Source organism: Bartonella sp. AP4SXKL (genome assembly GCF_042195845.1).
GTDB lineage: Bacteria > Pseudomonadota > Alphaproteobacteria > Rhizobiales > Rhizobiaceae > Bartonella.
Window position 1 is genome coordinate 16,890 of the sequence record NZ_JBHIPA010000013.1, and the last position, 26,041, is coordinate 42,930.

Genomic DNA, 26,041 nt, shown 5'->3' on the forward strand with positions numbered 1-26,041 from the left:
TTATACGGAATGCTATGTATTTTTTAACTTACTCAACTAACAAACATCTTTTAATGGACAAAATAAATCACGAAATTTCTGTGCTGTCACAATTCGAAAAACAATCATATATCTCCCTCCAATGATAGACGATGTCATTAGAAGAAAGCTTTAATGATATTGGTAGAATAAATTAACCAGAAAAAATTGCAGCGCTGATGGAATAAATTCTATTTTATACCTTGTAATTCTATCTAAATTTTAATCATTTTTGTTAAAGGTTCTTATGCAATTTTTTCTACATTCAGCATCATTTTACCACTTGTTGGCAACAAAAGATTAATAGCTAAATTCACCTATGTCATAATAGTTCTTTTTTGGGTAAAATAGGACATCTTCAATTTCGATATATAAATATTTTAATTCTTTAATATATTCTCTTCACATGCTTTAGATTAACAACACAACAAAACCCAAAATAAAAATATTTATTTTACTTAAGTTATTGAATATTATTTAAAAAGTATGGAAATAAAGTGATGCAAGAGTTAAAAATTATTTAAAAATTCAAATCCATCTACATTTTAGAGCCATCACGCATGGTAATAGCAGTTTTCATTAGGTATACTAAATATGCTTGATAACTTTTCTGCTTCATGCTTGTAGGGAATTTCAGATAGAGATAATACCAGAATCCATTCGTGAATGCTCGACAATAAAGCTGTAAACAAAATTATTTCCTTTTTGTTTAATCCGTTAAGCTTGATCCATTTTTTATTCCTAAAGAATAACGTTCTATTTTGTACTGTAAAATGCGGTTTCTGAAAAGTTTCTATGTTGGTTTGGGTAGAGGACGTAAACTTCATAGCCTTATTTTCCGCAGAATCTATGGGCGCATTATGGGAAGCAGGAGTAAAAGAATAAAATCCTGTATGAGAAAGAATCCATTAAAGAGCGTGCGGTTACCCATTTCTAATATCTCCAATAGTGAGATTTTCTGTAGCAATTGCATATATGCATCCTACATCTGCCGCAATTGATTTGTGCCTTGTATTGGCAGGTAGATGTATAATATCTCCTGGTGTACAGGTTATATGTTTTTCGCTATAGAAAAAATCTAACTCTCCCTCTATAATTAAGAGAGTTTCATCGACCTGGTGAATATGCCAATCGTGTATTTTTTTTGGAAAATCTCTTTGTATCTCTATTGATCCTTGCTCTGGAAGCATCATTTTGAATATATCATAGATATTTTTATTTAATTTAATTTTAGAAAATTTAGTCATTATCGTGCTCCATTATATGATATGGGCAAGGTGGGGATTCAATATTATTATCTTGCAGGAAGTATTGCGTCCATTCTCTATTTTGGGGTTCGCCATATTTTCCTAAAAAAGGAGATTTTGTTATAATATCAAAAGGTTCAAGTCTTTTTGTTACAGCGGAGAATGCATTTTTTGCTTTTTGTTCTGTAGAGAGAAGACTTAGAAAAAACACTTAAGTTGGAAAGTTAACATAAATATAGAACTTACTTAATTCTGTTTATATGAGACGGGATATTGCAAACTATAAACATAGGTTCGCCATGAAAGCAGAACTCCCATAGACGATTGTACATATTTTTTGTATATACTTAGGTCATTCTCGGTTGTCAAAATCTCGCAAATTTTTAAGTGTAGACCAGAATTTTTCTCTATAAACTTCGATACTTTGTATGGGGTCGGTTTCTCGAATGCAACAAAAGATGTGTTCTTTCCAAAACTTTTATAATTATCGCAATAAGTTATCAGATCTTCCATTATATTTTTTGAGGTCAGCTTGTTGTAGAACCCAAATCTAAGCATATTTTTTGAGTATCCATTTACACCGAATAGGCAGAAAAGGCCTAATTGTGTTATTCATGGTTGCATTGAATTCTTTAAAAATGACTTGCTTCCATTTTTAATATTTGTCTATATTTTCAATTGATTGCGCTTCTGAATCCATGTTTTTCTCCCCTTGCTGTATTTTATAGGAAATTGCTACGAATGATCCTCTCCAAAGCTGATAATTCATCATCATTGTGTCCCCAAATTGCTATAATAGCTGGGCAGGTATTTAAATCGATGGTTAGGGGGAGGGGCTCGTTTTCTTTAAAAAAAAGCGTAAAATGAACCATATTTTCCCAAGAATGAAGCTTTTGCCGCCATACGTTAACATCTTTTATAATATGACCGTCGATCTCGTTGATAAGGAAGATAATACGCCCTTTTTTCTTAAAGCGACTTGGGGTTTGCGAAAACACGCCTGCAATAAGGTTAACGGAGCTTTCAAGTAAACCATCTTCATAGCAATGCGCGAACAAGGTGGGTGCAATTCCTCCGTGGAGGCGGGCTCCTACTTCGATCATCACTGGACCACGAGCTGTTTGCATGATTTCCATATGCGCAGGTCCATATTCAATCCCCAGCGCGCGAATGCATTGTTTTGCATAAGAGATAAGAGGGGCATAAGAGGGATCTTGAGAATCAAGTACATCAAGCGTTTCATAAACAAAAGTACTTCCATTATGAATACCTTTTTTATATCGTGACAAACTACATATTTTTATAGCCTCTCCCTTTACAACGGCATCGACGATGTATTCCTCTCCCTCCAATCTTTCTTGAAGCAAATAGGCCTCGTTAGGTGCGCCAAAAATATTTTTTTTCTTCCAGTCGATTTCAGAGGCCCACGTTACTACTTCCTCAAGATTAGAGAAAAACAAAACACCATCACTCCCTGCAGAATCATTTGGCTTTACCACATAGCCGCTGTGGCTTTCAAAACCATCGAGAGTACAATCGTTTTTTGTAAGAATTTTTGATCGGATGTAAGATAAACCATTTTCACAAAGACGTTTTTGCATCGCTGCTTTTTTCCGTCGCCAATCGGTAGTCAAGGGGTTATTCCCAAGACAACCATAATAAGCCGCCAATTGCTCTGCACAATAGATACCTCTTTCGGCACCCGCTATTACAGCCTCTATCGTGCCGATAGGAAAGCGTTTCTTTATCTCATCTACACTATGAAGCTTCGCTTCTGCCATGCCCTTTCCCTGATAAGAAAGCATAAAGTGTGAAAAAGGAGCTGCTTGAGAGACAACACCATAACAAGCATAGCCTAATTTTTGCAAAGCAGGGCCATAGAGGGCACCCGTGGAGAAAGGGTCGACAATAAGAATAGGTTTTCTCATACTTTGTTCCGCTGTGATAAAAGGAAAAGAACATAAATAAAGATTATTAGCCCTATAAGGGGCAGAAGATAAACAGCTGCTTGAGGACCCATAAGGGCAGAGCTTGTAAGAAGACCAAGAATGACATAACCTGCCGACTGGGAGAGAGTATAAAGCATGCCGCTATAGCTTCCCACCAGCTCTGCTTGAGCCTCTGTTTTGGTCGCTTCAATCGTATGTTTGCGGGCATTAATTCGCATGGTATTCATTGAAAAGCCAATAAAAAAGCAAAAGACCACAGCCAAATAGGGCGATTGTGTGGTGCTAAAAATAAGATCAGCTACGCTCAATATAAGGGCTGGGAGAATAAATTCAAAACGAGGGATTTTGATAAAAGCAGCCAAAAAAGCGCCCATGCCCGCAACCGCACTGCAAAGCCCATAGTATTCAGAGCCAAAATTTTTCACACTCTGAAAAAGAATGGTTGCCAGCGTATTATAAGCGCAAATATGAAAGCCAATAAGTCCTATGCAGACGCATAAAAGTTTAAGCTCACGGGAGAGTCCATCCGCTTGCGGTGTAGGTGCTGGCTTCTTACCAGTTGCAAGTGCTGTGGTATCTGTAGCGTTGTATTCATCGCAAAATATAATATATCCGGCTATAAGGCTTATAATGATGTCAAACACACAAAGTGTCACAATCAAACCATTATAACCGATTTCAGCCGCTGCCCCTCGAGGGCTGGTCGCTTCTAAGAGATAACCACTTAGTGCTGCTCCCAAAAATGCGCCAATTTGCACCACTGTTTGCATAATGCGGGAAGCCTTTTGGGCGCTAATATAACCACTAAGTGCTAGTTTAGTATTATAAGTCTCGAGTGTGCTTAAGGTAATCAAAGAGAGATAGCCGATAGAGATAGAGACAGCGATAAAACCAAAGGGGGAATCAGCGTAATGGAAAAGAGCAATCAATAAAAGAAGGCTATAGATAATGATCCGCCTTTTGTATAAATCGACCAACCGCAATGAGGCTTTAATGCGCACAAGACCGCTTTTTTTCAAAAGATAGGGCATAAGGGTGCCCAAAGCCATGGTTACGCCCAGGAAAACCGATGAGGATGTTATGCGATAAGCATTCCAAAGATTACTTAAAAATAAAACCATATCAGAAAGATACAGCAGGACAACAAGCCCATAAAACCGAAACATCAGTTGTTTGTGCACATTATCCCCCCATGTTAAATACACATGCTATAAATTATACATTTTTACAAAAAGCTAATATATGTGTTGTTAGGCATGTCAAGTTTTTTCGATAGAAGCATGATACAGATTTGAACGATAACGTTTATCATAGGGATAGCTAATTTTGGAGAAACTGAGAGCGGAGGCGGTTGGTATTTTTACTGTATCTCTTGTGAGGTGCTTTTCCAATGAGGAGTTTCTTCGCTAAATGACCAGTATAGCTATGTTCTTGGGAGGGCTGTGTTTGCACTCTTAAGATTTCCTCCATTTATACTCAAGGTTTAGGTTTTTCTATTGACCGTTGTTAGATGTTGTTGTGACAATAAACTTCGTTATCTATCAGAAACATTTATGGCATTAGCGCTAAGGTATTGTATTAAAACCTTTACATGGTAGTCTGTCTGATAGAGAGGTATTATTGGTTCAGTTTTAGGAGGCTTTATTACGGCTGATTTGGGCGTCGTCGTTGTTTGAGGTCTTATTATAATATTCTTAATTTCAGTTTATGAATATACCGAAAAATATAGTGAAACATTTGATTTAAACGCTTTTGCAAGGCATATTTCAATATCTCAGCGATGTTTTCCAAGAATTGCTCTGCTGCTTTTTGACGGAATTGAATATCAAATGCTTATAGCGAGGGCAGTGGTTTGAGAAAAGATAGAGTTGATTTCATTAGATTTCTATGTAGTGCAATCCAGTACCAGCTCTTAAGGGACAATAATATACTGAGATCGAACTCATTTCTATACATTTACACGACGCTATAGGAGTAATCCTCAGAAACTCTACTAGAATTCGTTAAAAAATGGCAGGTTATGGAGTGTGATCAAAAAATATATTTTTTACAAATACTTAATCTCATTTTAAGTTGTCTAAAATATAACCTTATCTTAAAACTAAGTCTATATACCGCCATTTATCATAAAGTTAATAAGTTATACAAAATGCGGGAGTATTGTGTTTTTCTGTTTAGAGACGAGTTAAAAAACACCTTATTAAACATTAAGAGATTTCAGATATAAAACAATTTAACTTATGGAAAGTATATAGACAAAATGTATCTTGATAAAAAAGTTTATAACTCCATGTGGTCTTCAAAGAAATTGCTCGCCATTACTCAACAGAAAAACATATAATAAGAACTTCTCAACCCAGTTATTGGTATAGAAATAATCCAGAAATTAGAGATTACTTAGATACTGGAAAAGCAATTGATCCGTTACTTTTAGCACTTTTAGCAGCGACAGATAGACGCAAACATACGCTTGAAATTATTGAACCTTCCTTAACGTCATCGCAAAATTTATTAATTAGCGATCGATATGTTTATTCTAGTCTTGCTTATTTTTATGCTCGAGAGCTTTCTGTTGAAAGTGTCGTTAAATTAAATCAATCTATTCCAAGACCTCATATTACATTTTATCTTCATTTACCGCCCATTACTATACTGGAACGGTTGCAGAAAAGGGATAGTTTAAACTTAAAATATGAAGAAAAACTCTCTTTTATTGAAAAAATTTACAAAGTATACAAAGTTTTATCGGAAATAGATGAGCGGTTTATAACAATTGATGGAACTACTCCTGTTTCTTTAATTCATCATCAAATACGACATCATATAGATAAGTTTTTTTGATTATGAATAAAATCATTTATTAATCAATTTATCCACGATAAATCCTCCTTTATGTATTCTTACTCTAAATCTGAAACTTTAGAGATGTGATTGCAATAATTTAACTGCTCAGGAAAAATATCACGTTATATATTTTAATTAGAAAACTAACTGTAATGGGCTTGTTTTAAAAGATTTAGAGAAGGGGAGTAGAAAAATTAGCAATATTTATTGTGAGGATAATAGTATGTTTATTCTTTTAGAGACGAAGTGTGGTGATAGAAGAACGACATGGAGGAATATACTCGAGCATATTTTAGTGCACAGAATAATAAGGACAATAATGTGAGTGAAGCTTCCATACCGTAAAATTGTTTCACATATGTATAAAGGTGTAGCTTCTGAATAAAACGCACATAAAATATTAATTTTGTTTTTGTCCATAAATGTTCCGTTTTCATAGAAGAATTAATCATAAAACAGCACAAAGATTGTAAAAGCCTCAAAAAAGAAATTTTGCTTTCTTAAATTTAATGATCTAAAATAAAAATTGTAAGAATGCCTGTTTTTAAACAGGATGTATCATGCATATCGACTGGTATTCATTTTAGAGGATAATTTATGTTCACTTCAAATTTGAAGGAACGCATTGCTTTATTTGAAAATAGAACTTTTCTCTATTTTACTTTGAGCGGCTTATTTGCTACATTTGGAAGTGGACTAAATTATATTACATTGTCATGGCTCGCTTACAATCAGACGGGCTCAATCCGTGGTATAGCGTTGATGATGCTTTTTCTTTGGACGCCTGGCATTATTTTTGCGCCTATTTTTGGCATATTGGCAGATAAATATAACCGTAAAACGCAGATTATTATTTCAAATCTTGTGAGAGGTTTGGTAATTGTAAGCTGGGTAATGCTTTGGCATTTTGGTATAGAAATTGAATTGATGGTCTTATCTGCTCTTTTGGGTATTTTTATCCCTTTTTATATGCCATCAGCTATTTCTTTAATTCAAAGTATTGTGCTGAAGGAACAGCTCATCAATGCAAATGCAACCATCGATATGGTTTATGAACTTGGCACTATCGTAGGTATGGGCTTAAGTGGATTTATACTGTCCTATGCAGGAACAAAAGGAACTCTTCTAATAGGTGGTATATTCTTTATCATTGCTGGTTTATTTAATTTTGCAATGAAGGTACCTAAAAACCGAAGATCTAAAAAACAAAACCAGCAAAATTGGTGGGAAAATTATACAGCATCCCTTCATTATTTTAAACAGAATCCAGCTCTTGTTGTACCTTATATAAGCCAGATGATTATTATGACTCTTTTGATGACCGTTCCTGTTATTCTCGTTCCTTATATACAAGAGGTTTTACATGCGGATAACAGGACCTTTGCAATATTTGAGGTGCTTTATTCTATGGGTGTATTGACAGGTGCGTTTTTTTCACCACTTCTTTGTAAAGTTTTATCCATAAGGAAAACATTAGCCATTTTATTAGCTTTTATGGCTATTGGCCTTGCTATTCTATCTGTTAATACACACAATTTTGTTGTTTTTCCTGTTTACTTTATGATTGGATTTGGACTTTCGAGTTGGGCTCTTTCGATTTCTTTATCACAACTCTCTTGTGATCCTGAATACCAAGGAAGATTGCAGGCAAGTTTTAATGGTATCTCTGGATGCTTGATCCTCGGAGTCTATCTCATTATGGCAAGCGATAACAGTAGCATATCACCTCAATCGATATATTTTTTTCAAAGCATTGTTGCGTTTGTTGGAATACTCATAGTGCTGTTTTATAAACATGAAAAACAATAAATTACATTTAAGTGTGGACAACATACGCTATTTTATAAATATTTACGCTGCAGTACATTTCACATTTTGCTTTTAAAGGAGAGTTGAGAAAATGTAAAAGTTGGTGCTTAATGAACAAAGCATAAATTGATGTATGCTAGAGAATACTCTCTATTTTTTGATAATGATCTAAAAGAATTGATGCGTTTCTTTAATTCATCTCACTGTTGTTAAGAAGACGAAAACGTAACACTTTAAATCTTCTTGAAAGTTTTTTGTCTAAGCGTAGCAGAAAGTAAAGCGATGAGGTAATATCGTATCATATGGGGAGAGTATTGTATTATTTTTGTTTTTCAAAATCCATATGAAAAATTGTATCAATTTCATCTTCATTGGAATGAGTATTTCTACGACGATGCAAGGTTTGCACAATCTCTTTTTTTAAAACAGCATCTGTTTCACTTAAACGGTGAATACTGAGTTCCAATTCAAGAGATAACGCCAAATCCACGCACAGTTTAAGCTCTTCTCCAATGTCGAAACCGCGTTGATAGTCGTCATAAAGACCAACCAGTGTATCAGATAATTCTTTATCGCATAAAGAGGTCATGCTTAATTCCTCAACGTTGCGGGTTTCCATGCAGCTTTTTTAAGTATCACTCCACTATCATCACTTAAAATTGCCATGTATACGAACCTCATGGTTTTGTCAATTTTCTGCAAAATACGCGCTTTTAAATCAAAGCCTATTAAAGATTTTATTACTCCAAGATTTTGAAGCGCCCAATTGTAAATATGGATGGCAATGTGTTTACTATAGAATTTATAGCATTTAAAATACATTGCCAAAAGGCTTTTAATATGCGTAGAGGAAGAGTATTCTGACGATAAACCAAACACCCTGAAATCTCTATTGCCAGTTACAGCTAAATCAGTGCTATTAATATATAAAATAAGCAAACAGGGTTTGTAAACGTCTAACTTTTTAATAACGAGTGATAATCTCATTTTTTGTAGAATACCAATTATTTTGCCTATTTTATATTGATTTTTAGACATTGATAAACTTTTTACCTTATAAAAACCTATGGGAAATGCATTAGCATATTTTTGTAATAAGATTTCAGTGGTATATTACACAGCATGAAATGAAGAGAATCGTATTAGGCTTTTTGCTTTTGAAAGAATATGACTGCAACTTTTGAGAAAGCAGTTGGCAAGAATTGGCTTGGCATGCAAACTGATAGAGTTGGCAGGGGCGCATTTAGTTTTTTCATTGGCCTGTGTCCAAATGTTTTTGACTCTGGAAAATAGCCTCTGATAGGCTTGAGTTTTTCCAAGGTTATATTACAGGGGCGCAGCTCAGAAAAATACCACGGCGATTGCATTTTTGTAATTGTCATAATTTTCGCTCCTGCTTGAATGGATGCTGTAACATCCGTTTTTGTGGGGTTATGTATGTGATAACTGCTCTTCTTAAGGGGCAGTAATGATAGATGTAAATCAATATAATTATTTAGTCAGCAATTATATTGATTTTGGAGTGTTTTTTTGGCTCGTCCGGAAGCAAAACCTAAAACTGAGTTGGCAAAACGTTTTCGTGAAGTGCGTCACGCTCTTGGTTTTACAGAGCGTAAGCAGTTTGCTGAACATCTTGGTATCACTGCTGGCTCTATAGGAACTTATGAAACTGGTATAAGTGAGCCTACAGCCTCTGCGCTCTCCAAATATCAAGAAATTTGTGGTGTTTCATTAGATTGGCTAGTAACGGGAAATGGCGAGATGTTTTCAGATATGGCAAAGGCAAAAGCAGCTGGTTTTAAACCGCAGGCGATACCTGTTGGGCTGATGAAAAAGCTTGGACATTTAGCTTATACGACCTATCATGATGCAAAAATAACACTTTCTCCTGAAGATGTTGCGGAATTAGCAGCAGAGCTTTATGGAAGATTGCAAGAGCTTATTCAAAACCTCAATGATATAGAAGAAATCGAAGCCACTTTGCCGCTTTTAAAATTACATTTAAGACGTAAAATCGAAACTGAAAAACACCTCTAGAAATTTCATAAGATATGAACGAACAGCCTTTTAAAAAAATAAAACTTTTTTGATCTTCTGCTATATAACCAAGTTTGGAATGTGAAAATCTCACAATTTTTGAGTCTTTTATTCAACCTGAATAATAATAAATTATCATTATAAATCAATACATTGCTCTAATACAGATAAAAAGAATGACGAGTAGTGATACAAACAAAATTTCTACAAAAAGAAGCTAATATAGTGCCATTCCTGAAATATTTGTTGGTTGAAGAAAAGATACGGACAACAGTGAAAATACAGTGGGTTCTGTGAGAGGAAAGAGTTTAGAAAACAGCTTCTTTTCGGTTTGTGATATTAAAAAATTTATACAATAGTGAAAATACAATGACGATGTTTTGTTCCTATAGAAGGGTAACAGATATATAAGAGAGAAGAACGAAAGACTATTTATAGATGCGCTTTTGTCTTTTTATGAAGATGATAAGATGAGTACGTTAAAACTTTTTACAGAGCGTGCATCATTATATTTAAGACAGATTTCTTTCAAAGAGATGTATAGTATATTGAAACAGCTTACCTCGCAACAAAAAGTGAGATTATGATGATAATCATTATCTATTACATTGTGCGATAAGTTAAAAAAATCATAAATTTGTGCTTATAAGAACAGTTAATTTATTGAGAAGTATTTTTACAAATTTATAAAAAATAATTTTTACACTCTTGCCATTCTTCTGATGCGCTTTATTTGAAAAGTAGAATTGCTCTTTAGTGAAACTATTTTGTTAAGAGATAAATCGCAGTGTTTTTGAATGGAGATTACGGTATATTTTCAAAGTCTTGTGTTTTTATTTATTTTTTAGCTTGAATCCCTCTAGCTAAAAGGGTTGGGGACTTTTCTAGATTCGATGTTGTTGCAGAGATTTTAGGTCGATGCCGGATAAGTATCGGTATCGTAGGGGGGAGTTTTGTCTTGATTTATTGGTTTTTGAAGTGCGCAAACTAAGGGTTTTGCCATGTGTGTTTTCGCGCGTTGTGATGATGTTGAACTCTGTAGGAGGAGATTCTTATGAAAAAAAAATATTCCACACCAAATTTAATTAAAGTTGTCTCTCTTAGTACGGTAATGGCCACACTCTTATCGAGTGTTTCTCCTGTTTTTGCTGCTAATCTTGCGATAGTAGGAGGGACGAGTCAAAGTACACCTGGTACTGGTGTTGCATATCTACACGGTAGTCATGGTAGTGTTGTGTTGGCTGGTGATGATGACTACTGTGGTGCAGACAACGTTATTGGTCGTGGCGGCAAACAACAAGAGAGAGTTGGTGAAAGTCAACGAATAACCGCACAAGAACAATATGAGCGATTTATTGGTGAGAAAGTTTTTAATGGTCGTAAACCTTATGGCACGACCACTGAAAAGGTTACTTGGCAAGGCGCTGGGATTCTAACCAACAATGCTACTTATATGGGAACAAACACTAGTGGTATCATTAATGCTATGCCTGAGGCTTATGGTGTTTATTCTTTTGCAACGGGTTGTGGATCTGCAGCGACGGGTAATTATTCAACCGTATTTGGTGCAGGTGCGACAGCAAAGGCAGGGGGTGCACAAGCTTTTGGTGTTTCCGCACTTGCAAGTGGTATAGCAAGTGTTGCTATGGGTGTAGGCTCAGAAGCATCGGGCAAATCTTCAGTTTCTATTGGAGGGCTTGCAACTGCATTAGGTACAAATAGCATTGCTTTAGGTACAAAGGTAAAGGCAGAAAAGAGTTATACGATTGCTATAGGTACAGATGCTGAAGCTAAAGCTTCAGGTGCTATTGCAATAGGGGGCAGGCGCTCTGACAGAACCGAAGAAAATGATCCTAACAGAAAAGTAATCGCGAATGCTGAAAATGCGATTGCTATAGGTACGCAAGCTTATGCTGAAAAAGAAGATTCGGTTGCCATTGGTGTAAATTCGCAAGTGCTTGTTAAAGATGGTGTTGCTGTAGGTGGTGGGGCTATCTCTGATAGAGACAAGAATGTTGCTGGTTATGATCCTGTAACAGGTAAAGGGACAACAAAAACCAGTATAGCATGGAAGAGCACCACAGGCGCTTTTAGCGTTGGTGAAGTTGGCGGTCGTGGTAATGGTACGCTAACACGACAAATTACAGGGGTTGCAGCTGGAAGTGAAGATACTGATGCGGTAAACGTGGCGCAACTAAAAGCTATGAAAGATATCATAGCAGGGGGAGGGGGGTGGAAACTTTCTGCTAACGATACCGATCCGACAGATGTGAATTCAGGCAATACTGTAGATTTTTCAGTGAAAAGTGAAAAAGAAGCGGGAAAAGACAACTTAAAGATTGCAAAAAACACTGCAGATAATAAGCATAAAATTGAATTTACTTTAAATGATCATCTTAAATTGACGCAAGTCACCACAGGCCAAAGCACGATGAGTGATGATGGCTTTTTTGTTAACGGTGAAAGCGGTTCACGCATGACTGTAGACGGCTTTTTTATTAATGGTAATGATGGTCCAAGCATGACTATTGATGGTATTGATGCAGCCAAGCAAAAGATCACAAACGTAGCAGATGGGTCTGAACCTAACGATGCAGTGAATTATAAACAGTTGCAAGAGGTGAAAAACGCGAACAAAACGAGTTGGCAGCTTGCTGTTAACGGTGGAAATGCTACGGCTATTGGTCCAAATGGTACAGTAAATTTTCAGTCAGTTGACAATAAAGGTACAAAAAATATCAAGATCGAAAAAGATAATGATCACAATGTCACATTTGATCTAGCTGATGATATTCAGGTAATGACTGTCACAGCAGGAGACAGCATTATGGATGCTGCTGGCTTTAGATTTGACGGTGATGAGGGGCCGAGCATAACTGTTAATGGCATTCATGCTGGTAATAAAACGATTAAAGGAGTAGCGGCAGGGGAAGAAGATACTGATGCTGTAAATTATAAGCAGTTGACAGAGGTAAGAACACTTGCTGAAGCAGGCTGGAAACTTTCTGTTGATGGTAACAATGCTACAGATGTTAAAGCTGGGAGTACAGTAGATCTTGTTGCGGATGCGGGTGAGGACGGAAGCAAAAATATAAAGATTGCAAAAGACAGTAATAAAGTTACATTTTCTTTGAATGATAACCTTAAGCTTACGAGTGTCACGACAGGCAACAGCATTATGAGTGATGAGGGCTTTAAGTTTATTGATGGTAATGGACCAAGCATAACTTTGAATGGTATTAATGCTGGTGATAAAAAAATTACAGGAGTAGCTAAGGCAGAAGGCAATACTGATGCTGTAAATTATGAACAGCTGAAAGAGGTAAGGACACTTGCAGAAAATGGCTGGAAACTTTCTGTTGATGGTAACAATGCTACAGATGTTAAAGCTGGGAGTACAGTAGATCTTGTTGCGGATGCGGGTGAGGACGGAAGCAAAAATATAAAGATTGCAAAAGACAGTAATAAAGTTACATTTTCTTTGAATGATACTCTTAAGCTCACGAGTGTCACGACAGGCAACAGCATTATGAGCAACGATGGCTTTAAGTTTGTTGATGGTGGTCCAAGCATAACTATGAAAGGTATTGATGCTGGTGGCAAAAAGATTACAAAAGTGAAAGCTGGTACTGATGATACTGATGCAGTAAATTATAAACAGCTGAAAGACTTTACAGCGGGGATGGAAACGGGTTGGAAGCTTTCTGTTGAAGACGGAGAAGCTACAGATGTTGAAGCAGGAAGTACAGTAAAGTTTGTTGCAGTTAAGCATAAAGACGATGATAATAATGAGAGTGAGAACACAAATATAAAAATTACCAAAGGTGATAACAATGAAGTAAAGTTTGATTTAAGCGAATATATTAAAGTTGGTCGTGTAGAAACAGGGGACAGCAGAATGAGTAATGCCGGTTTCATGATCAAAGATGGCCCAAGAATGACCAAGGGTGGTATTCATGCCGCCAATACAAAAATTACAGGAGTCGCAGATGGTAGCAATGAGCATGATGCTGTTAATCTTTCACAATTATATAAAATGAAGTTTGAGATAGAAGACAATAGTCTTGTTAAATGGAGTAAAAGTAAAAAAAATATTACCATTGGTGCTGAAAAAGAAGGTATCGAAATCAATATTGCGAACTCTGAAGGCAAGGATCGAATTATTTCTGGCGTTGCAGTTGGAAAAGTCAGTTCCGATTCAACAGAAGCAATAAATGGCCATCAGCTGTTTAGTTATATTACTAATATAGTGGATTTTTTTGGTGGTAAGGAGACAGATATACTTAATGGTATCAAACCAACTTTTATGGTTCAGAATACAAAACACGACAATGTAACGGATGCTTTCGCTGCTGTTGATACTTCTATCACAGATATTTATAGTCAGATTAATAATGTAACAGAAAATAGTCTTGTTAAATGGAAAGAAGATCAGAAGCTTATCACTATTGGTGCTGAAAAAGGCGGTACGAAAATTGATATTACAGGTACTGAGGGAGAGCGAACCATTGCAGGTGTAAAAAATGGTGAAATTTCCAAAGACTCTATGGAAGCTGTAAATGGTAGTCAAATTAATACAATCTCTGGAGATATTGCAAAATTCTTTGGTGGTGGTACTTCATTTGAAAATGGTGTGTTTGTTGGACCACAGTATAATTTATCTACCGTTTCTGCAGATGGTAAGGTAGAACAGAAAACCTTTGAAAATGTTGGTGATGCTTTGACTGGGCTTGATGCGAATGTCAAAAATGTGAATAGTCGTTTAACACATGTAGTCAATAATTTTACTGAGGAAATTCAGGGTCTCTCTAAAGATGCTTTATTGTGGAGCAGTTCTGAGAGTGCATTTGTTGCACTTCATGAAAAAGATGGACAGAAGACAGATAGTAAGATTAAGTTCCTTGCGGATGGCGATATTTCAGGAGATTCAACAGATGCAATAAATGGTTCTCAACTTTATAAGATGGGCGATAAGATTGCGAATTATTTTGGCGGTGGTGCTAAATATGAGAATGGAGAATGGACGGGGCCTGTATTCAAAGTTTCTCGTAACGATCCTGATGGTAATATTGTTGAGAATAGGTATACGAATGTTGCTGATGCTTTTGAAGGTGTCGATAGTTCTATTACGGATATCTATAATCAGATTAACAATGTAACAGAAAATAGCCTTGTAAAGCAGGAGGGAGAAGATGGTCTTATTACTGTGGGTAAAGCAACCGGTGGTACTGAAATCAGCCTTGTAAATAAAGATAAGCAAGAAAGAACACTTTCCGGTGTAAAAGATGGAGAACTTTCTCGAACATCTACTGAAGCAGTAAATGGTTCACAACTTTTTGCTACGAATGAGAAGGTTACAACTGTTACTGATAATCTTAAAACAGTCGCTCAAAATACATCGAAATATTTTGGGGGTAGTACAGATGTACTGAATGGTGTAGAACCAGCTTTCCTTATTCAGGGGAAGACCTATCATAATGTTACGGAAGCGTTTACAGGTGTTAATACTTCTATCACAAATATTGATAATAAGATTTCCGATGTGGTAAAAAATAGTCTTGTTAAGCAAGATGGAGGTGCATCAGGTATTATTACTATTGGTAAGGATACCGCTGGTACTGAGATCAATATTGCAGGTGTTGGTGGTTCAGGACGTAAAATTTCTGGCGTGCGGGAGGCAGAAAATGGTGATGAAGCTGTTAACAAAGACCAACTTGATAAAAGCATAGATAAGATTTCTAAAGATATTGAGACAGTAACTGCTGCTGCGGTTCTCTATGATAAGAATGACGATAATAGTGTTAATTATGGTAGTGTAACTTTGGGCGGCGATAAGAACAACGGACCAGTTGCTCTTCATAACGTAAAAGATGGTAGCATTTCTGAAAATTCCAACGATGCAATCAATGGTAGTCAGATTAATAAAATATCAGCAGATATTGCAAAGTTTTTTGGTGGTGGTGCAAAGTTCATTAACGGTGCTTTTGAAGGGCTGAAATATACTTTATCCGCTATTGTAGGTGGTGAAGTAGGGAAGGCTAATTTTTACAATGTTGGTGATGCTTTAACAGGTCTTGATAAAAATGTTCAAGATGTGAATCAACGCTTAACGAATGTATCCAATGAGTTTAACCAGAAAATTGAAGATTTCTCTAAAGATGCTTTACTGTGGGATGATGAGGAAGAAGCATTTGTGGCACGTCATGAAAAAGATGGCAAGAAAACAAACAGCAAATTGAAGTATCTTTTAGATGGTGAGATTGCTCAAGGTTCAACAGATGCCATTACGGGCAACCAACTTTATTCCATGAATAACCAACTTGCGAATTATTTCGGTGGCGGTGCCAAATATGAGAATGGCAAATGGACAGATCCTACTTTTAAGATTGTTCAAGTCAATGCTGATGGTACGACTGTTGAGACAGAGCATCATAATGTCGCTGATGCTTTTGGTGACGTCAATAAAAATATGTCAAATATTAATAACCGTATTGATGATGTCATCAACAAGGTCGATTCAGATGCTTTAAAGTGGAATGATAAAGAAAAAGCCTATGATGCTGGTCGCGATGGAAAGCCGAATAAAATTATCAATGTAGCTGATGGTAAAGTTGAAAAAGGCTCGAAAGATGCCGTCAATGGTGGGCAACTTTGGGAAACCAATGAACGTGTCACTGGTGTCGAAAAAGATGTGAAGCATCTTACCAACAGAGTTGATACCATTTCCAATACGATTGCTGATATTGGTGATACAGTTATCAATATTGATGCCAAAGTTGATAACATCAATAATAGAGTTGACGGCATTGAAGAGGATGCTGTTCGTTATGATAGAGATGAAAACGGCAAAAAAACCAATAAAATCACATTAGCGGGGGGGGATGCCAGTGAACCTGTTCTGATTGATAATGTAGCTGATGGTAAAATTGAAAAAGGCTCGAAAGAGGCTGTAAATGGTGGTCAACTTCATGATTATACTAAAGAACAGATGAAGATTATTCTTGATGAATCCAAGCAGTATACAGATCAACGGGTTAATAATATTGTGATTGATGCGATTGATGATGCTGTTGATCGGGCTAAGCAATATACAGATATGAAGTTTGATGTTTTAAACTATAGTATTGAGAGTGTGAAAAAAGAGGCAAGACAAGCAGCAGCTATTGGTCTTGCAGTGTCTAACTTACGCTACAATGATACACCTGGAAAATTAAGCGTTGGATTTGGTACTGGTTTATGGCGTAGTCAGTCTGCATTTGCCTTTGGTGCAGGTTACACCTCAGAAAATGGAAAATACCGCTCTAACATATCCGCAACAACTTCTGGAGGTCACTGGGGTGTAGGTGCGGGATTCAATATGACATTGAATTGATAATAAACAAAATACATAAAAATTCCTTTTCACCCCTGTCTCATGAGGCAGGGGTGAATTGTTGTTACGTATGTAAAAAAATATATATAAATTGATAAGCGCTAACGATAAATACAGGTTTAAAAAACAGAAAAACCGGACGCTTTCAAAAAAATGAACTTCTTATTTCAAAATAAGATAATAAGTTTTTCCATAAATTATAAGTTCATTATTTTTTCTTTAATTTTTAAATCTGAAAAATCTGTAGCACTCTACAGATAGAAAAAAACCTTTTGCTCTCTACAAATCTATTAAAAAGCTTTCTACTAAGATAAAAGTACACATTCAAATGTATTTCAACTTTACTGGAAGAAGTTATAAAACAATCCACTAAATCAACTCTACCCCTTGCAAAAAACAAACAATAAGTTTAAAAGTTAAAAAAACTAATCACCACAAAGAAATTTACTTTCTTAGGAAATGTAAAAGAGCAAAACACATTAACCATAAAAGCTAAAAACACAACTTCTCTCTCTTTGCAGTCCGGTACTAAATTTTTGAATACGTTTAGAAAAACCAAATTTAGGAAACTTTATAGCGTTTAAATGTGTCTTTTTTGTGTTTATAGTTATTTCTTTCATTGGGGAGTTCATTATGAAAAAATTATATACAAAATTAGCAGGGAGCAATTTAAAATTTTCCCGTTTTCCTTTTATTAAAGTCCTATCCTTGACTTCAATAGCTGCACTTTTAGCCAGTATTTCCCCTGTTTTTTCGAATGATCTTGATTCAGGAGAAGAGATTTCTGCAAACATAAGGAACACTGCTGAGATATATCCACAAAGTATTGTCTCTGTTTATGATAGCTATAACAGTGATTTGGATTCTTCTAGTGCATCACAGGAAAATTATTTAACAGCGCTGAATGTTTCTTTGACATCCAAGGTAAGTGCTGCTGATGACTATGCAAATTTTTTAACCAAAACTCTTACTGGTGTGAGCGATTATAGTCCTATAGTGAATGTTTTGGCAGAAGCCAGCGATTCAATACGTTCAATTGATATGAATGCTGGAAGTAAAAAAATAACAAGAGCAGCTTTAACTCCAAGAGTTGTAACGGGCGGTCAAATGACTAGGGATGGGAATTTGGGTAATCCTCTTGTCCATGGTGAACGAGCTCAGGGAGAAGCTCATGATGCTATTGTTTACGGGCAGGTAGCGCAGACGAAGGCTGACCAAGGGATTGCAATCGGCTTAACTGCTTTAGCCGGTAGGAGTAGAGATACTAAAAATAGCATTGCAATCGGCTCTTCTCTAACCGATAGTTATGATGAAAAAGAGAGAACAGTTTCATTAGGTGATTTTTCAATAGCCTTCGGTAGTAAAGCACATAGTTATGCAAATGAAGCGATTGCTATGGGGTACAATGCATATGCACAGGAGCAGGCGCTGCAGGGAATTGCTATAGGCGCTAGCTCTAATGTGACGGTTGCGGCAGGTGTTGCTCTAGGAAGCGATTCTATATCCGATAGGGCTGCTGGTGAGCTTGGCTACACTTCTTTGTTGCAGGGGCCTGCAACAAACGTTGAGGCGCAATGGAAAAGTACGCGGGGCTCAGTTAGTGTTGGTGATTATAGTAAGGGTATAACCAGACAAATTACAGGCGTAGCAGCTGGTTCTAATGTTACCGATGCAGTGAACCTTAGACAGTTGCAGGACTTAGAACAAGTTGTAAGACAAAACGGTTGGAAATTCTCTGTTGGAGATAAAAATGCTACAACTGTTCTTATGGATAGCGCGGTAGATTTTTCCGCTGGAAGTAGCAACCTAAATATTACAAAGGGCAAAGAGGACAATAAAGTAAAGTTTGATCTGGCTCAAGACATTGCACTGGAGAGCGTAAAGGCAGGTAAAAATACCTTCGATGCTACGGGCTTAGTAATTACTGATGGTCCGAAAATAACCACCGGTGGTATTGATGCTGGAAATAAAAAGGTAACGGGTGTTACATCTGGTGATCTTAGTGCAGATTCACAAGAGGCGGTAAATGGTAGTCAGTTGAATGTTGTAGCTACCCATATAGCTGGATATTTAGGCGGTGGTGTTAAATTTACGAATGGTCAATGGGATAATCCAGAGTTCAAAATTAAAACTTTAAATCCTGAGACGAATGAGATTGAAGAAGAAAGTTTTCCAAATGTAGCCAAAGCCTTTGAAGGTGTGGGTAAGTCTTATGTAAATCTTCACAATGAGATTAAAAAAGCTGCCGATGATAGTGTTTTTAAATGGCATGCCGAAACGGAGAGCATTACAATTGCTGCCAGTGAGGGAAAAGGTGGGCAAGAAAGTATTGCTATAGGTAAGCTTTCAAGTGCAACTGCCGATAATGGTATTGCATTAGGTGGTTCTGCAAATGTATCTGGTGAAAATAGTATCGCATTAGGTGGTTTTGCAAATGCATCTGGTGAAAATAGTATTGCATTAGGTGGACTTTCAGCTGCAACAGCTAAAAATAGTATGGCATTAGGATCAAATGTACAAGTACTTTCTGAGGGTGGTGTTGCTGTGGGTTATAAATCTGTTTCTCGTAACTCAGTGTCCGCAGTTGGCTATGATCCTTCCATAGGGAGCCAGTCAACGGATGATGGTGTGATATGGAAGAGCACTCAAGGAGCTTTTAGTATTGGTGATACTCCGAATAAGATAACACGACAGCTTACAGGTGTGGCAGCGGGTTATGCAGACACTGATGCCGTCAACATTGCGCAGCTGAAAAAATTAAGGGAATTTGTAGCACAAGGGTGGACACTTTCTCTTAATGATAAGGCTGTTTCAAACTTTCAGCCGGGTGATATATTAAATTTGGTTTCTGGAAGCAAAAACTTTGAGATTAAAAATAGTGATACAACAGACAGTAAAGACAAAAAAATAACATTTGATTTGGCACAAGATGTCACATTGAACAGTGTAAAATTAAAAGACGTCACTTTAGATAAAACGGGCTTAACGATTGAAAATGGCCCCAAAGTAATAGCGGATGGTATTGATGCTGCAGGTAAAAAAATAACAGGTCTTGCGGGTGGAGATCTTAGCTCAAATTCGACAGATGCCGTTAATGGTGGTCAGCTTCATACAATCACTGGGGATTTATCAAAAATTTTAGGAGGAGATGTATCCTTTGATGGAAAAAACTTTAAAGTACCAGGGTATAAATTATCGAATATTGATAAAAAAGGTGAAGTAACAGATAAATCTCATACCGATGTTGGTTCTGCCTTTAAAGGACTTGATGATAATATCAAGAATGTGAATGCTCGTATAAAGGAATTTGAAAATGACCTCTCTTCGAATAGTTTAAATTGGGATGGCAGTGTAGGTGATGGTGGTGCCTACAATGCTGCTCATGGTGAGAAGGGTGCGAGCAAGATTGTTAATGTCGCTGATGGTAAGGTAGAGAAAGATTCGCACGAAACTATAACAGGTTCCCAGCTTTATGCACTGGGCAACAAAGTTGCAGAATATTTTGGCGGCGATGCTACGTATGAGAATGGCGTATTGAACAAACCAACCTTCAAACTCAAAGTTTTCAACTTAGAGAGCAATGAAATTGAAGTTGAAGAAAAAACCTACAATAATGTAGCGGAAGCCTTTGACGGAATTGATAAGAATTTCCAGACTGTGAATAAGAATATGCAGAACATCGTTAATGATTTTAATGACAAAGTCACGAATATCAAAGAATCTGTCCAAGGCGATGCTCTGTTGTGGGATGGTAAAGAACAATCCTTTGTAGCCAAGCATGGGGAAAAAGATGGAGAAAAGGAAAACAGCAAGATCACATCGCTTGCCGCAGGTTCTATAATATCAGCTTCGAGTGATGCGATTAATGGCGATCAGCTTCATACAATCACTGAGGATTTATCAAAAATTTTAGGTGGAGATGTATCCTTTGATGGCAAAAACTTTAAAGTACCAGAGTATAAATTATCGAATATTGATGAAAAAGGTGTTGTAACAGATAAACCGCATACCGATGTTGGTTCTGCCTTTAAAGGACTTGATGACAATATCAAGAATGTGAACGCTCGCATTAAGGAGGTCTCAGAGGGAGTTGCACAAGATTCTTTATCTTGGAGCGATGGTGACAAAGCTTTTATCGCTCTGCATGGGAAAGGTGATGACAGAAAAGCAAGCAAGATCACATCACTTGCGGCTGGCTCTATAGTATCAGGCTCGAGTGATGCGGTTAATGGCGGACAGATTTATGATCTGAATCAGTCGCTAGCAAAGTATTTTGGTGGTGATGCTAAGTATGATGGTGATGGCTGGGCGCTTCCAGGTTTCAAGATAATGACTTTCCAAGAAGATGGAAGCTTTGAAGAGGAGAATTATGATAGTATTGCAGCCGCGTTTGCCGGTGTAAATAAGGTTTTCAAGAATCTTCATAATGAGATTTCAGACAACATTGAGCAAAATGCGTTGTTGTGGAGTGATGATGCAGGTGCGTTTGTAGCACAGCATGAGAAAGAAGGTAACAAGGAAAACAGCAAGATCACGTTCCTTGCGAAAGGAAAGATATCAGAAGATTCGACGGATGCGATTAATGGTGGTCAGATTTATACACTTCAACAGACATTTGCCTCATATTTTGGTGGAGGAGCTGGTTATGATAAGGAAGGAAACTGGCAAGGACCAAAATTCACTGTTCAGGTCTTTAATAAGGATGGTACGAAAGGTGATAAAGAGGAGCGTAATAATGTCTCTGAAGCATTTGATGTTGTTAATGACAGCATGAGCACTATCAATGATCGTATAAAAGAAGTTGAAAAGGGTACCTCTTCGAATAGTCTGAATTGGAATGAAGAAAAAGGAAGCTATGATGCATCTCATGTTGATGCTCAGGGTGTTAAGAGTCCAAGTAAGATTATCAATGTAGAGGATGGCAAGGTAGACAGAGATTCAAAAGAAGCTGTGAATGGAGGACAGCTTTGGGAAACTCAGCAGATGATTACAGATCAGGTCAAGGATATTGAAAATAAAGTTACGGAGGGATCTGTACAATACGATAAAGATAAAGAAACGGGCAAAAAGACCAATAAAGTTACATTAGTTGGTGGAGATGACAGTTCTCCAGTATTAATAGACAATGTAGCCGATGGAAGGGTTGAAAAAGATTCGAAAGAAGCGGTTAATGGTGGTCAATTAAAAGATAAGATGGATTTTGTGCTTGAAAGTGCCAATAAGTATACGGATGAGCAAATTTCTCATCTTGTAAAAGATGGAGTTAGTGGGGCTAATTCGTATACGGATATGAAGTTTTCGACATTAAGTTATGCTGTTGAGGATGTTCGAAAAGAGGCAAGACAAGCAGCAGCTGTTGGTTTAGCGGTAGCTGGTTTACGCTATAGTGATATTCCTGGAAAATTAACAATCGCATTTGGTAGTGGTTTATGGCGTAGTCAATCTGCTTTTGCTTTTGGTGCAGGTTATACTTCAGAGAACGGTGATATTGGTTCCAACTTGTCAATTACCACTTCTGGAGGTCACTGGGGTATAAGTACAGGGGTTAATGTGATACTCAACTAATAAACGACTAAATCCATAAAATTGATTTGCCTTTTTCTTAATTGAAGAAAAGGGCAAATTTTTTACTTTCTTCCAGAGTTCTCTAAAGCTATTCTAAATGTATAAAACACCCGTAATTATATAAAATCCGAATATAAAAAGCCTATGACAACTTTTTTTGAGAATAAAAGACCTTAATGGTAAAGATTTAAAAAATTGATTGCTATTATTTTGATTTATTAAAATGCTTCAAGAAATGTAAATACGAATATACCCTTTATTAAAAGAAGACAGTTTTAGCTTTTATTTTCGTATAGTTTTAAACGTATGCTTTATAATGCAACGATCTACAGATATGCAACGTACTCCAAACACAAGTATTGCTTTAGGGTAGTGGAGCGCAAACGGAAAAAGAATGAAGCGTTTCTGTAGGCAATATGGCTTACGCTTTAGAGAAAAGCAGTATTGCAATAGGTAGTGAATATAATAAGAAGAGCGAACACGGGGAAAATGATTATACTCTTTCGAAGAGTGATTATTCAACAGTAGTAGCAGCTGTTTCTAAAGCTTTAGAATATGGTTCGATTGCTCTTGGTCATCCGTACATAAGCATTTGCTCAAGAAGCTATTTCTATGGGCTTCTATTCAAAAGCAAAAGGGGTTGGAAGTATCGCTTTAGGTTCCTATTCTAAAGTGATGGTTGATGGGGGGCTATCGGGAACAGCTCTGTGTCTGGTAGGACTGCTGGCGTTTTTGGGGATACGTCTGTTCTGCAAGGACTGGCTAAAAACACCTAATCTCAATGGAAAAGTACGAAAGTTTCAGTAAATATTGGTGTTCCTAGTAAGAACATAACGCGACAAATTATAGGCGTAGCAGCTGATAGCAAATCTGCCGATGCGGTGAACCTGAGACAGTTGCAAGATTTAGAAGAAGTCGTAAGAAAAAAAGAGTGGAAACAGTCTATTTCTGGTGAGGCAGCTAAAGATATGGGTGCTAGATAGTACAATGAATTTTTCATCGGGAGGAAGTAACTTCAGGGTTAAAAGAGATAAGGACGATGAAAATAAGCTCATATTTGGTTTGGCTAATGATATAGCATTGAAAAGCATAACATTAGGAGAGAAAAGAAAAGTCGATGCAACAGGCTTAGTAATTACTGATGTCCCGCAAATAACCACCGGTAATATTAATGCGGCAAGTAAAAAAGTAACAAATGTTGCAGAAGGAACTAGCAATACTGATGCAGTGAATTTTTCACAACTGAAGGGAATAAAAGAACAAGTAGCAGTGAGTATTTTTGTAAAATAGGATACAGCAACGAGACACATTACCATTAGTAAGGATATAGATGGGGCATTTTAGTAAAAAGCTTTCATAAATCCTCTAATGAAATAAAAGAGCTTATTCACGAAAAATAAACTGATGCCTAAGCGGATGATCAATAGGCACAAAAATTATACCTTTTTCAAAGAGATCAAAGCTAAAAACGACACACAACCTTTGATAGAAAAATGAAATCCATTCTAATATTAAGTATTTTTTTACCTTCCTCAAATTGACTTTCACGAACCTACCCCTAATTACCCTCTAAAGGCGTTGCAGAAACAACAGCTTACGTCTTAATTTTATTTATGTCCTAAAACACGCTGTAAAAGCAGGAACACGCAAGGGAAATAAGAAAGCTCTAGAACACACCTTTTTTGTGTTTTTAATCTATTGTTATGAGGGGGTATTATGAAAAAATATTCAACACCAAATTTGATTAAAGCTGTTTCATTGGGAACAGTTATAGCGGCGCTCTTGTCGAGTGTTTCTCCTGTGGTTGCTGCAAATCTTGCGATAACAGGTGATAAAGTTCAAAGTACAAGTGGTCCTAGCGTGTCTTATCAATACGCTAGCCATGGCAGTATTGTATTAGCTGGCGATAAGGATTACTGTGGTGTGTTTAATGTTGTTGATCGTGGTGGAAGCAATCAAGGTACTAATAACCAAATCACTGCAGAGGAACTATATGAAAGAGTTTCTATGAATAAAGAGATTAATGGCAAGCGTCCTTTTAACTGGGCGAAGGTTCAGCTTAATTGGGTTGATGATGGTCTGACCGGTAAGGGGGGATATATGGGAAAAGCAACCGGTGGTCTTTCAAATGTTCTGCCTGAAGCTTATGGTGTGTATTCTTTTGCAACTGGGTGTGGATCTTCCGCAACGGGGCATTATTCAACAGCATTTGGAGCGGCTGCAACTGCAAAGTTTGGGGGATCACAAGCTTTTGGTATTGCTGCACTTGCAGGTGGACAAGCAAGTATTGCTATAGGGGTTGCGTCTGAAGCAGTAGCAAGCAATACGATTGCTATTGGTGGGCGTGCAAAAGCAAAAGGCGTTGATAGTATTGCATTCGGTAACAAATCACTTGCAGGTGGACAAAAAGCAATTGCTATAGGTTATGGTGCTCAAGCTCAAACAGATCTTTCGATAGCGATTGGTTCAGATGCAAGAGCGACTGAGCATAAGGGTGTTGCTCTTGGGAGCGAGTCTGTGGCTGATGTTGCTGCTGGCGCTATCGGGTATAATTCTTTAACTAAAGGCCCTTCAGATTCTGACGACATGATATGGGCGAGTACGCTAGGTGCAGTGAGTGTTGGTGATGCTAAATCAAAAAAAACGCGCCAGATTGTAGGAGTGGCAGCTGGTAGTGGCGACACTGATGCCGTTAATGTTGCACAGTTAAAATCATTACAAAAATACGTAGACCAAGGTTGGACACTATCTGTTGGAGGTAAAAATGCTAAAGCTGTTGGTGTACAAGATACTGTAGATTTGTCGGCTGCAAGTGACAACCTTAAGATTACAAAAGGTGGGGAAAACAATAATGTAACATTTGATCTAGCTAATAATATTACAGTGGAACGAGTTACCGCTGGGAGAAGCTCTATCAGTGATGATGGCATTTTGTTTGCTGATGGGGCTAAAATAACTGTGGATGGTATTGATGCTGGCAATAAGCAGATTACAGGAGTGGCAGCTGGGGAAGAACCTGATGATGCAGTGAATTTTGCGCAGTTGGAGCAGGTTAATCGGGACGTTGCAAGTGTAAGTCAAAATACATCACAATATTTTGGTGGTGGTGCAGATGTATCTAATGGTAAAGCACCAACTTACACAATTCAGGGTAATTCTCATAATGATGTTGGTTCTGCTTTTAATGCTGTTGATACTTC

15 protein-coding genes and 2 pseudogenes are annotated in these 26,041 nt (G+C 37.0%); 8 read left to right on the top strand and 9 right to left on the bottom strand.

Going from position 1 to position 26,041, the window contains the following annotated elements; all coding sequences use genetic code 11:
• Nucleotides 1–941 precede the first annotated feature (941 nt).
• The 6 genes and pseudogenes from ACFIMI_RS07535 to ACFIMI_RS07560 form a co-directional block, all read right to left on the bottom strand.
• Nucleotides 942–1,265 carry a cupin domain-containing protein gene (locus ACFIMI_RS07535; protein WP_375612868.1) on the bottom strand — a complete coding sequence of 108 codons (324 nt, stop codon included), beginning with the start codon at nt 1,263–1,265 and terminating at the stop codon, nt 942–944.
• Entirely contained in the window at nt 1,258–1,476 is a 219-nt protein-coding gene (locus tag ACFIMI_RS07540) for a YqcI/YcgG family protein (RefSeq protein ID WP_375612869.1), read from the bottom strand. The genes ACFIMI_RS07535 and ACFIMI_RS07540 overlap by 8 nt, the downstream gene beginning before the upstream one ends.
• Nucleotides 1,477–1,507: 31 nt before the next feature.
• Complete coding sequence (locus ACFIMI_RS07545; protein WP_375612870.1) at nt 1,508–1,597, bottom strand: YqcI/YcgG family protein; 90 nt, start codon at nt 1,595–1,597, stop codon at nt 1,508–1,510.
• A gap of 151 nt (nt 1,598–1,748) precedes the next feature.
• Nucleotides 1,749–1,823 (bottom strand): annotated as a pseudogene (locus ACFIMI_RS07550) (YqcI/YcgG family protein); the annotation flags it as partial.
• Nucleotides 1,824–1,987: 164 nt separating this feature from the next.
• A complete protein-coding gene (locus ACFIMI_RS07555) occupies nt 1,988–3,193 on the bottom strand; it encodes an ATP-grasp domain-containing protein (protein ID WP_375685953.1) in 1,206 nt (401 codons plus the stop codon).
• On the bottom strand, nt 3,190–4,380 hold the full coding sequence (locus ACFIMI_RS07560; RefSeq protein ID WP_375629323.1) for a hypothetical protein: 1,191 nt from the start codon (nt 4,378–4,380) through the stop codon (nt 3,190–3,192). The genes ACFIMI_RS07555 and ACFIMI_RS07560 overlap by 4 nt, the downstream gene beginning before the upstream one ends.
• 1,126 nt (nt 4,381–5,506) lie before the next feature.
• Here ACFIMI_RS07560 and tmk point away from each other — a divergent pair.
• Together tmk and ACFIMI_RS07570 are read left to right on the top strand one after the other, a co-directional pair.
• Nucleotides 5,507–6,055: a dTMP kinase gene (gene tmk, locus ACFIMI_RS07565; protein ID WP_375692407.1), complete on the top strand. Its 549-nt coding sequence runs from the start codon at nt 5,507–5,509 to the stop codon at nt 6,053–6,055.
• A 600-nt stretch (nt 6,056–6,655) separates the two neighbouring features.
• Nucleotides 6,656–7,867 carry an MFS transporter gene (locus ACFIMI_RS07570; RefSeq protein ID WP_375668140.1) on the top strand — a complete coding sequence of 404 codons (1,212 nt, stop codon included), beginning with the start codon at nt 6,656–6,658 and terminating at the stop codon, nt 7,865–7,867.
• A 319-nt stretch (nt 7,868–8,186) separates the two neighbouring features.
• On the opposite strand, the gene ACFIMI_RS07575 is transcribed toward ACFIMI_RS07570, so the two are convergent.
• The 3 genes from ACFIMI_RS07575 to ACFIMI_RS07585 form a co-directional block, all read right to left on the bottom strand.
• Nucleotides 8,187–8,456 carry a hypothetical protein gene (locus tag ACFIMI_RS07575; protein ID WP_012754562.1) on the bottom strand — a complete coding sequence of 90 codons (270 nt, stop codon included), beginning with the start codon at nt 8,454–8,456 and terminating at the stop codon, nt 8,187–8,189.
• A gap of 2 nt (nt 8,457–8,458) precedes the next feature.
• Nucleotides 8,459–8,905, bottom strand: a complete 447-nt coding sequence (locus ACFIMI_RS07580) for a hypothetical protein (protein WP_375612874.1) — start codon at nt 8,903–8,905, stop codon at nt 8,459–8,461.
• A gap of 104 nt (nt 8,906–9,009) precedes the next feature.
• Nucleotides 9,010–9,249 carry a hypothetical protein gene (locus ACFIMI_RS07585; RefSeq protein WP_375612875.1) on the bottom strand — a complete coding sequence of 80 codons (240 nt, stop codon included), beginning with the start codon at nt 9,247–9,249 and terminating at the stop codon, nt 9,010–9,012.
• A gap of 148 nt (nt 9,250–9,397) precedes the next feature.
• Between ACFIMI_RS07585 and ACFIMI_RS07590 the strand changes: the two genes are divergently transcribed.
• The 6 genes and pseudogenes from ACFIMI_RS07590 to ACFIMI_RS07615 all read left to right on the top strand — a co-directional run.
• Nucleotides 9,398–9,904 (top strand): helix-turn-helix domain-containing protein, encoded by a 507-nt coding sequence (locus ACFIMI_RS07590; RefSeq protein WP_375681215.1) that lies wholly within the window; start codon nt 9,398–9,400, stop codon nt 9,902–9,904.
• 1,054 nt (nt 9,905–10,958) lie between these two features.
• Nucleotides 10,959–17,276 (top strand): Vomp family autotransporter, encoded by a 6,318-nt coding sequence (locus ACFIMI_RS07595; RefSeq protein WP_375692408.1) that lies wholly within the window; start codon nt 10,959–10,961, stop codon nt 17,274–17,276.
• A gap of 633 nt (nt 17,277–17,909) precedes the next feature.
• Complete coding sequence (locus ACFIMI_RS07600) at nt 17,910–22,841, top strand: YadA-like family protein (RefSeq protein ID WP_375692409.1); 4,932 nt, start codon at nt 17,910–17,912, stop codon at nt 22,839–22,841.
• Between the two features lie 612 nt (nt 22,842–23,453).
• Nucleotides 23,454–23,648, top strand: a complete 195-nt coding sequence (locus tag ACFIMI_RS07605; RefSeq protein WP_375681851.1) for a hypothetical protein — start codon at nt 23,454–23,456, stop codon at nt 23,646–23,648.
• Nucleotides 23,649–23,828: 180 nt separating this feature from the next.
• Nucleotides 23,829–24,131, top strand: coding sequence for a hypothetical protein (locus ACFIMI_RS07610; RefSeq protein WP_375611461.1), 303 nt, complete (start codon nt 23,829–23,831; stop codon nt 24,129–24,131).
• 426 nt (nt 24,132–24,557) lie between these two features.
• Nucleotides 24,558–26,041, top strand: a pseudogene (locus tag ACFIMI_RS07615) (hypothetical protein); the annotation flags it as partial.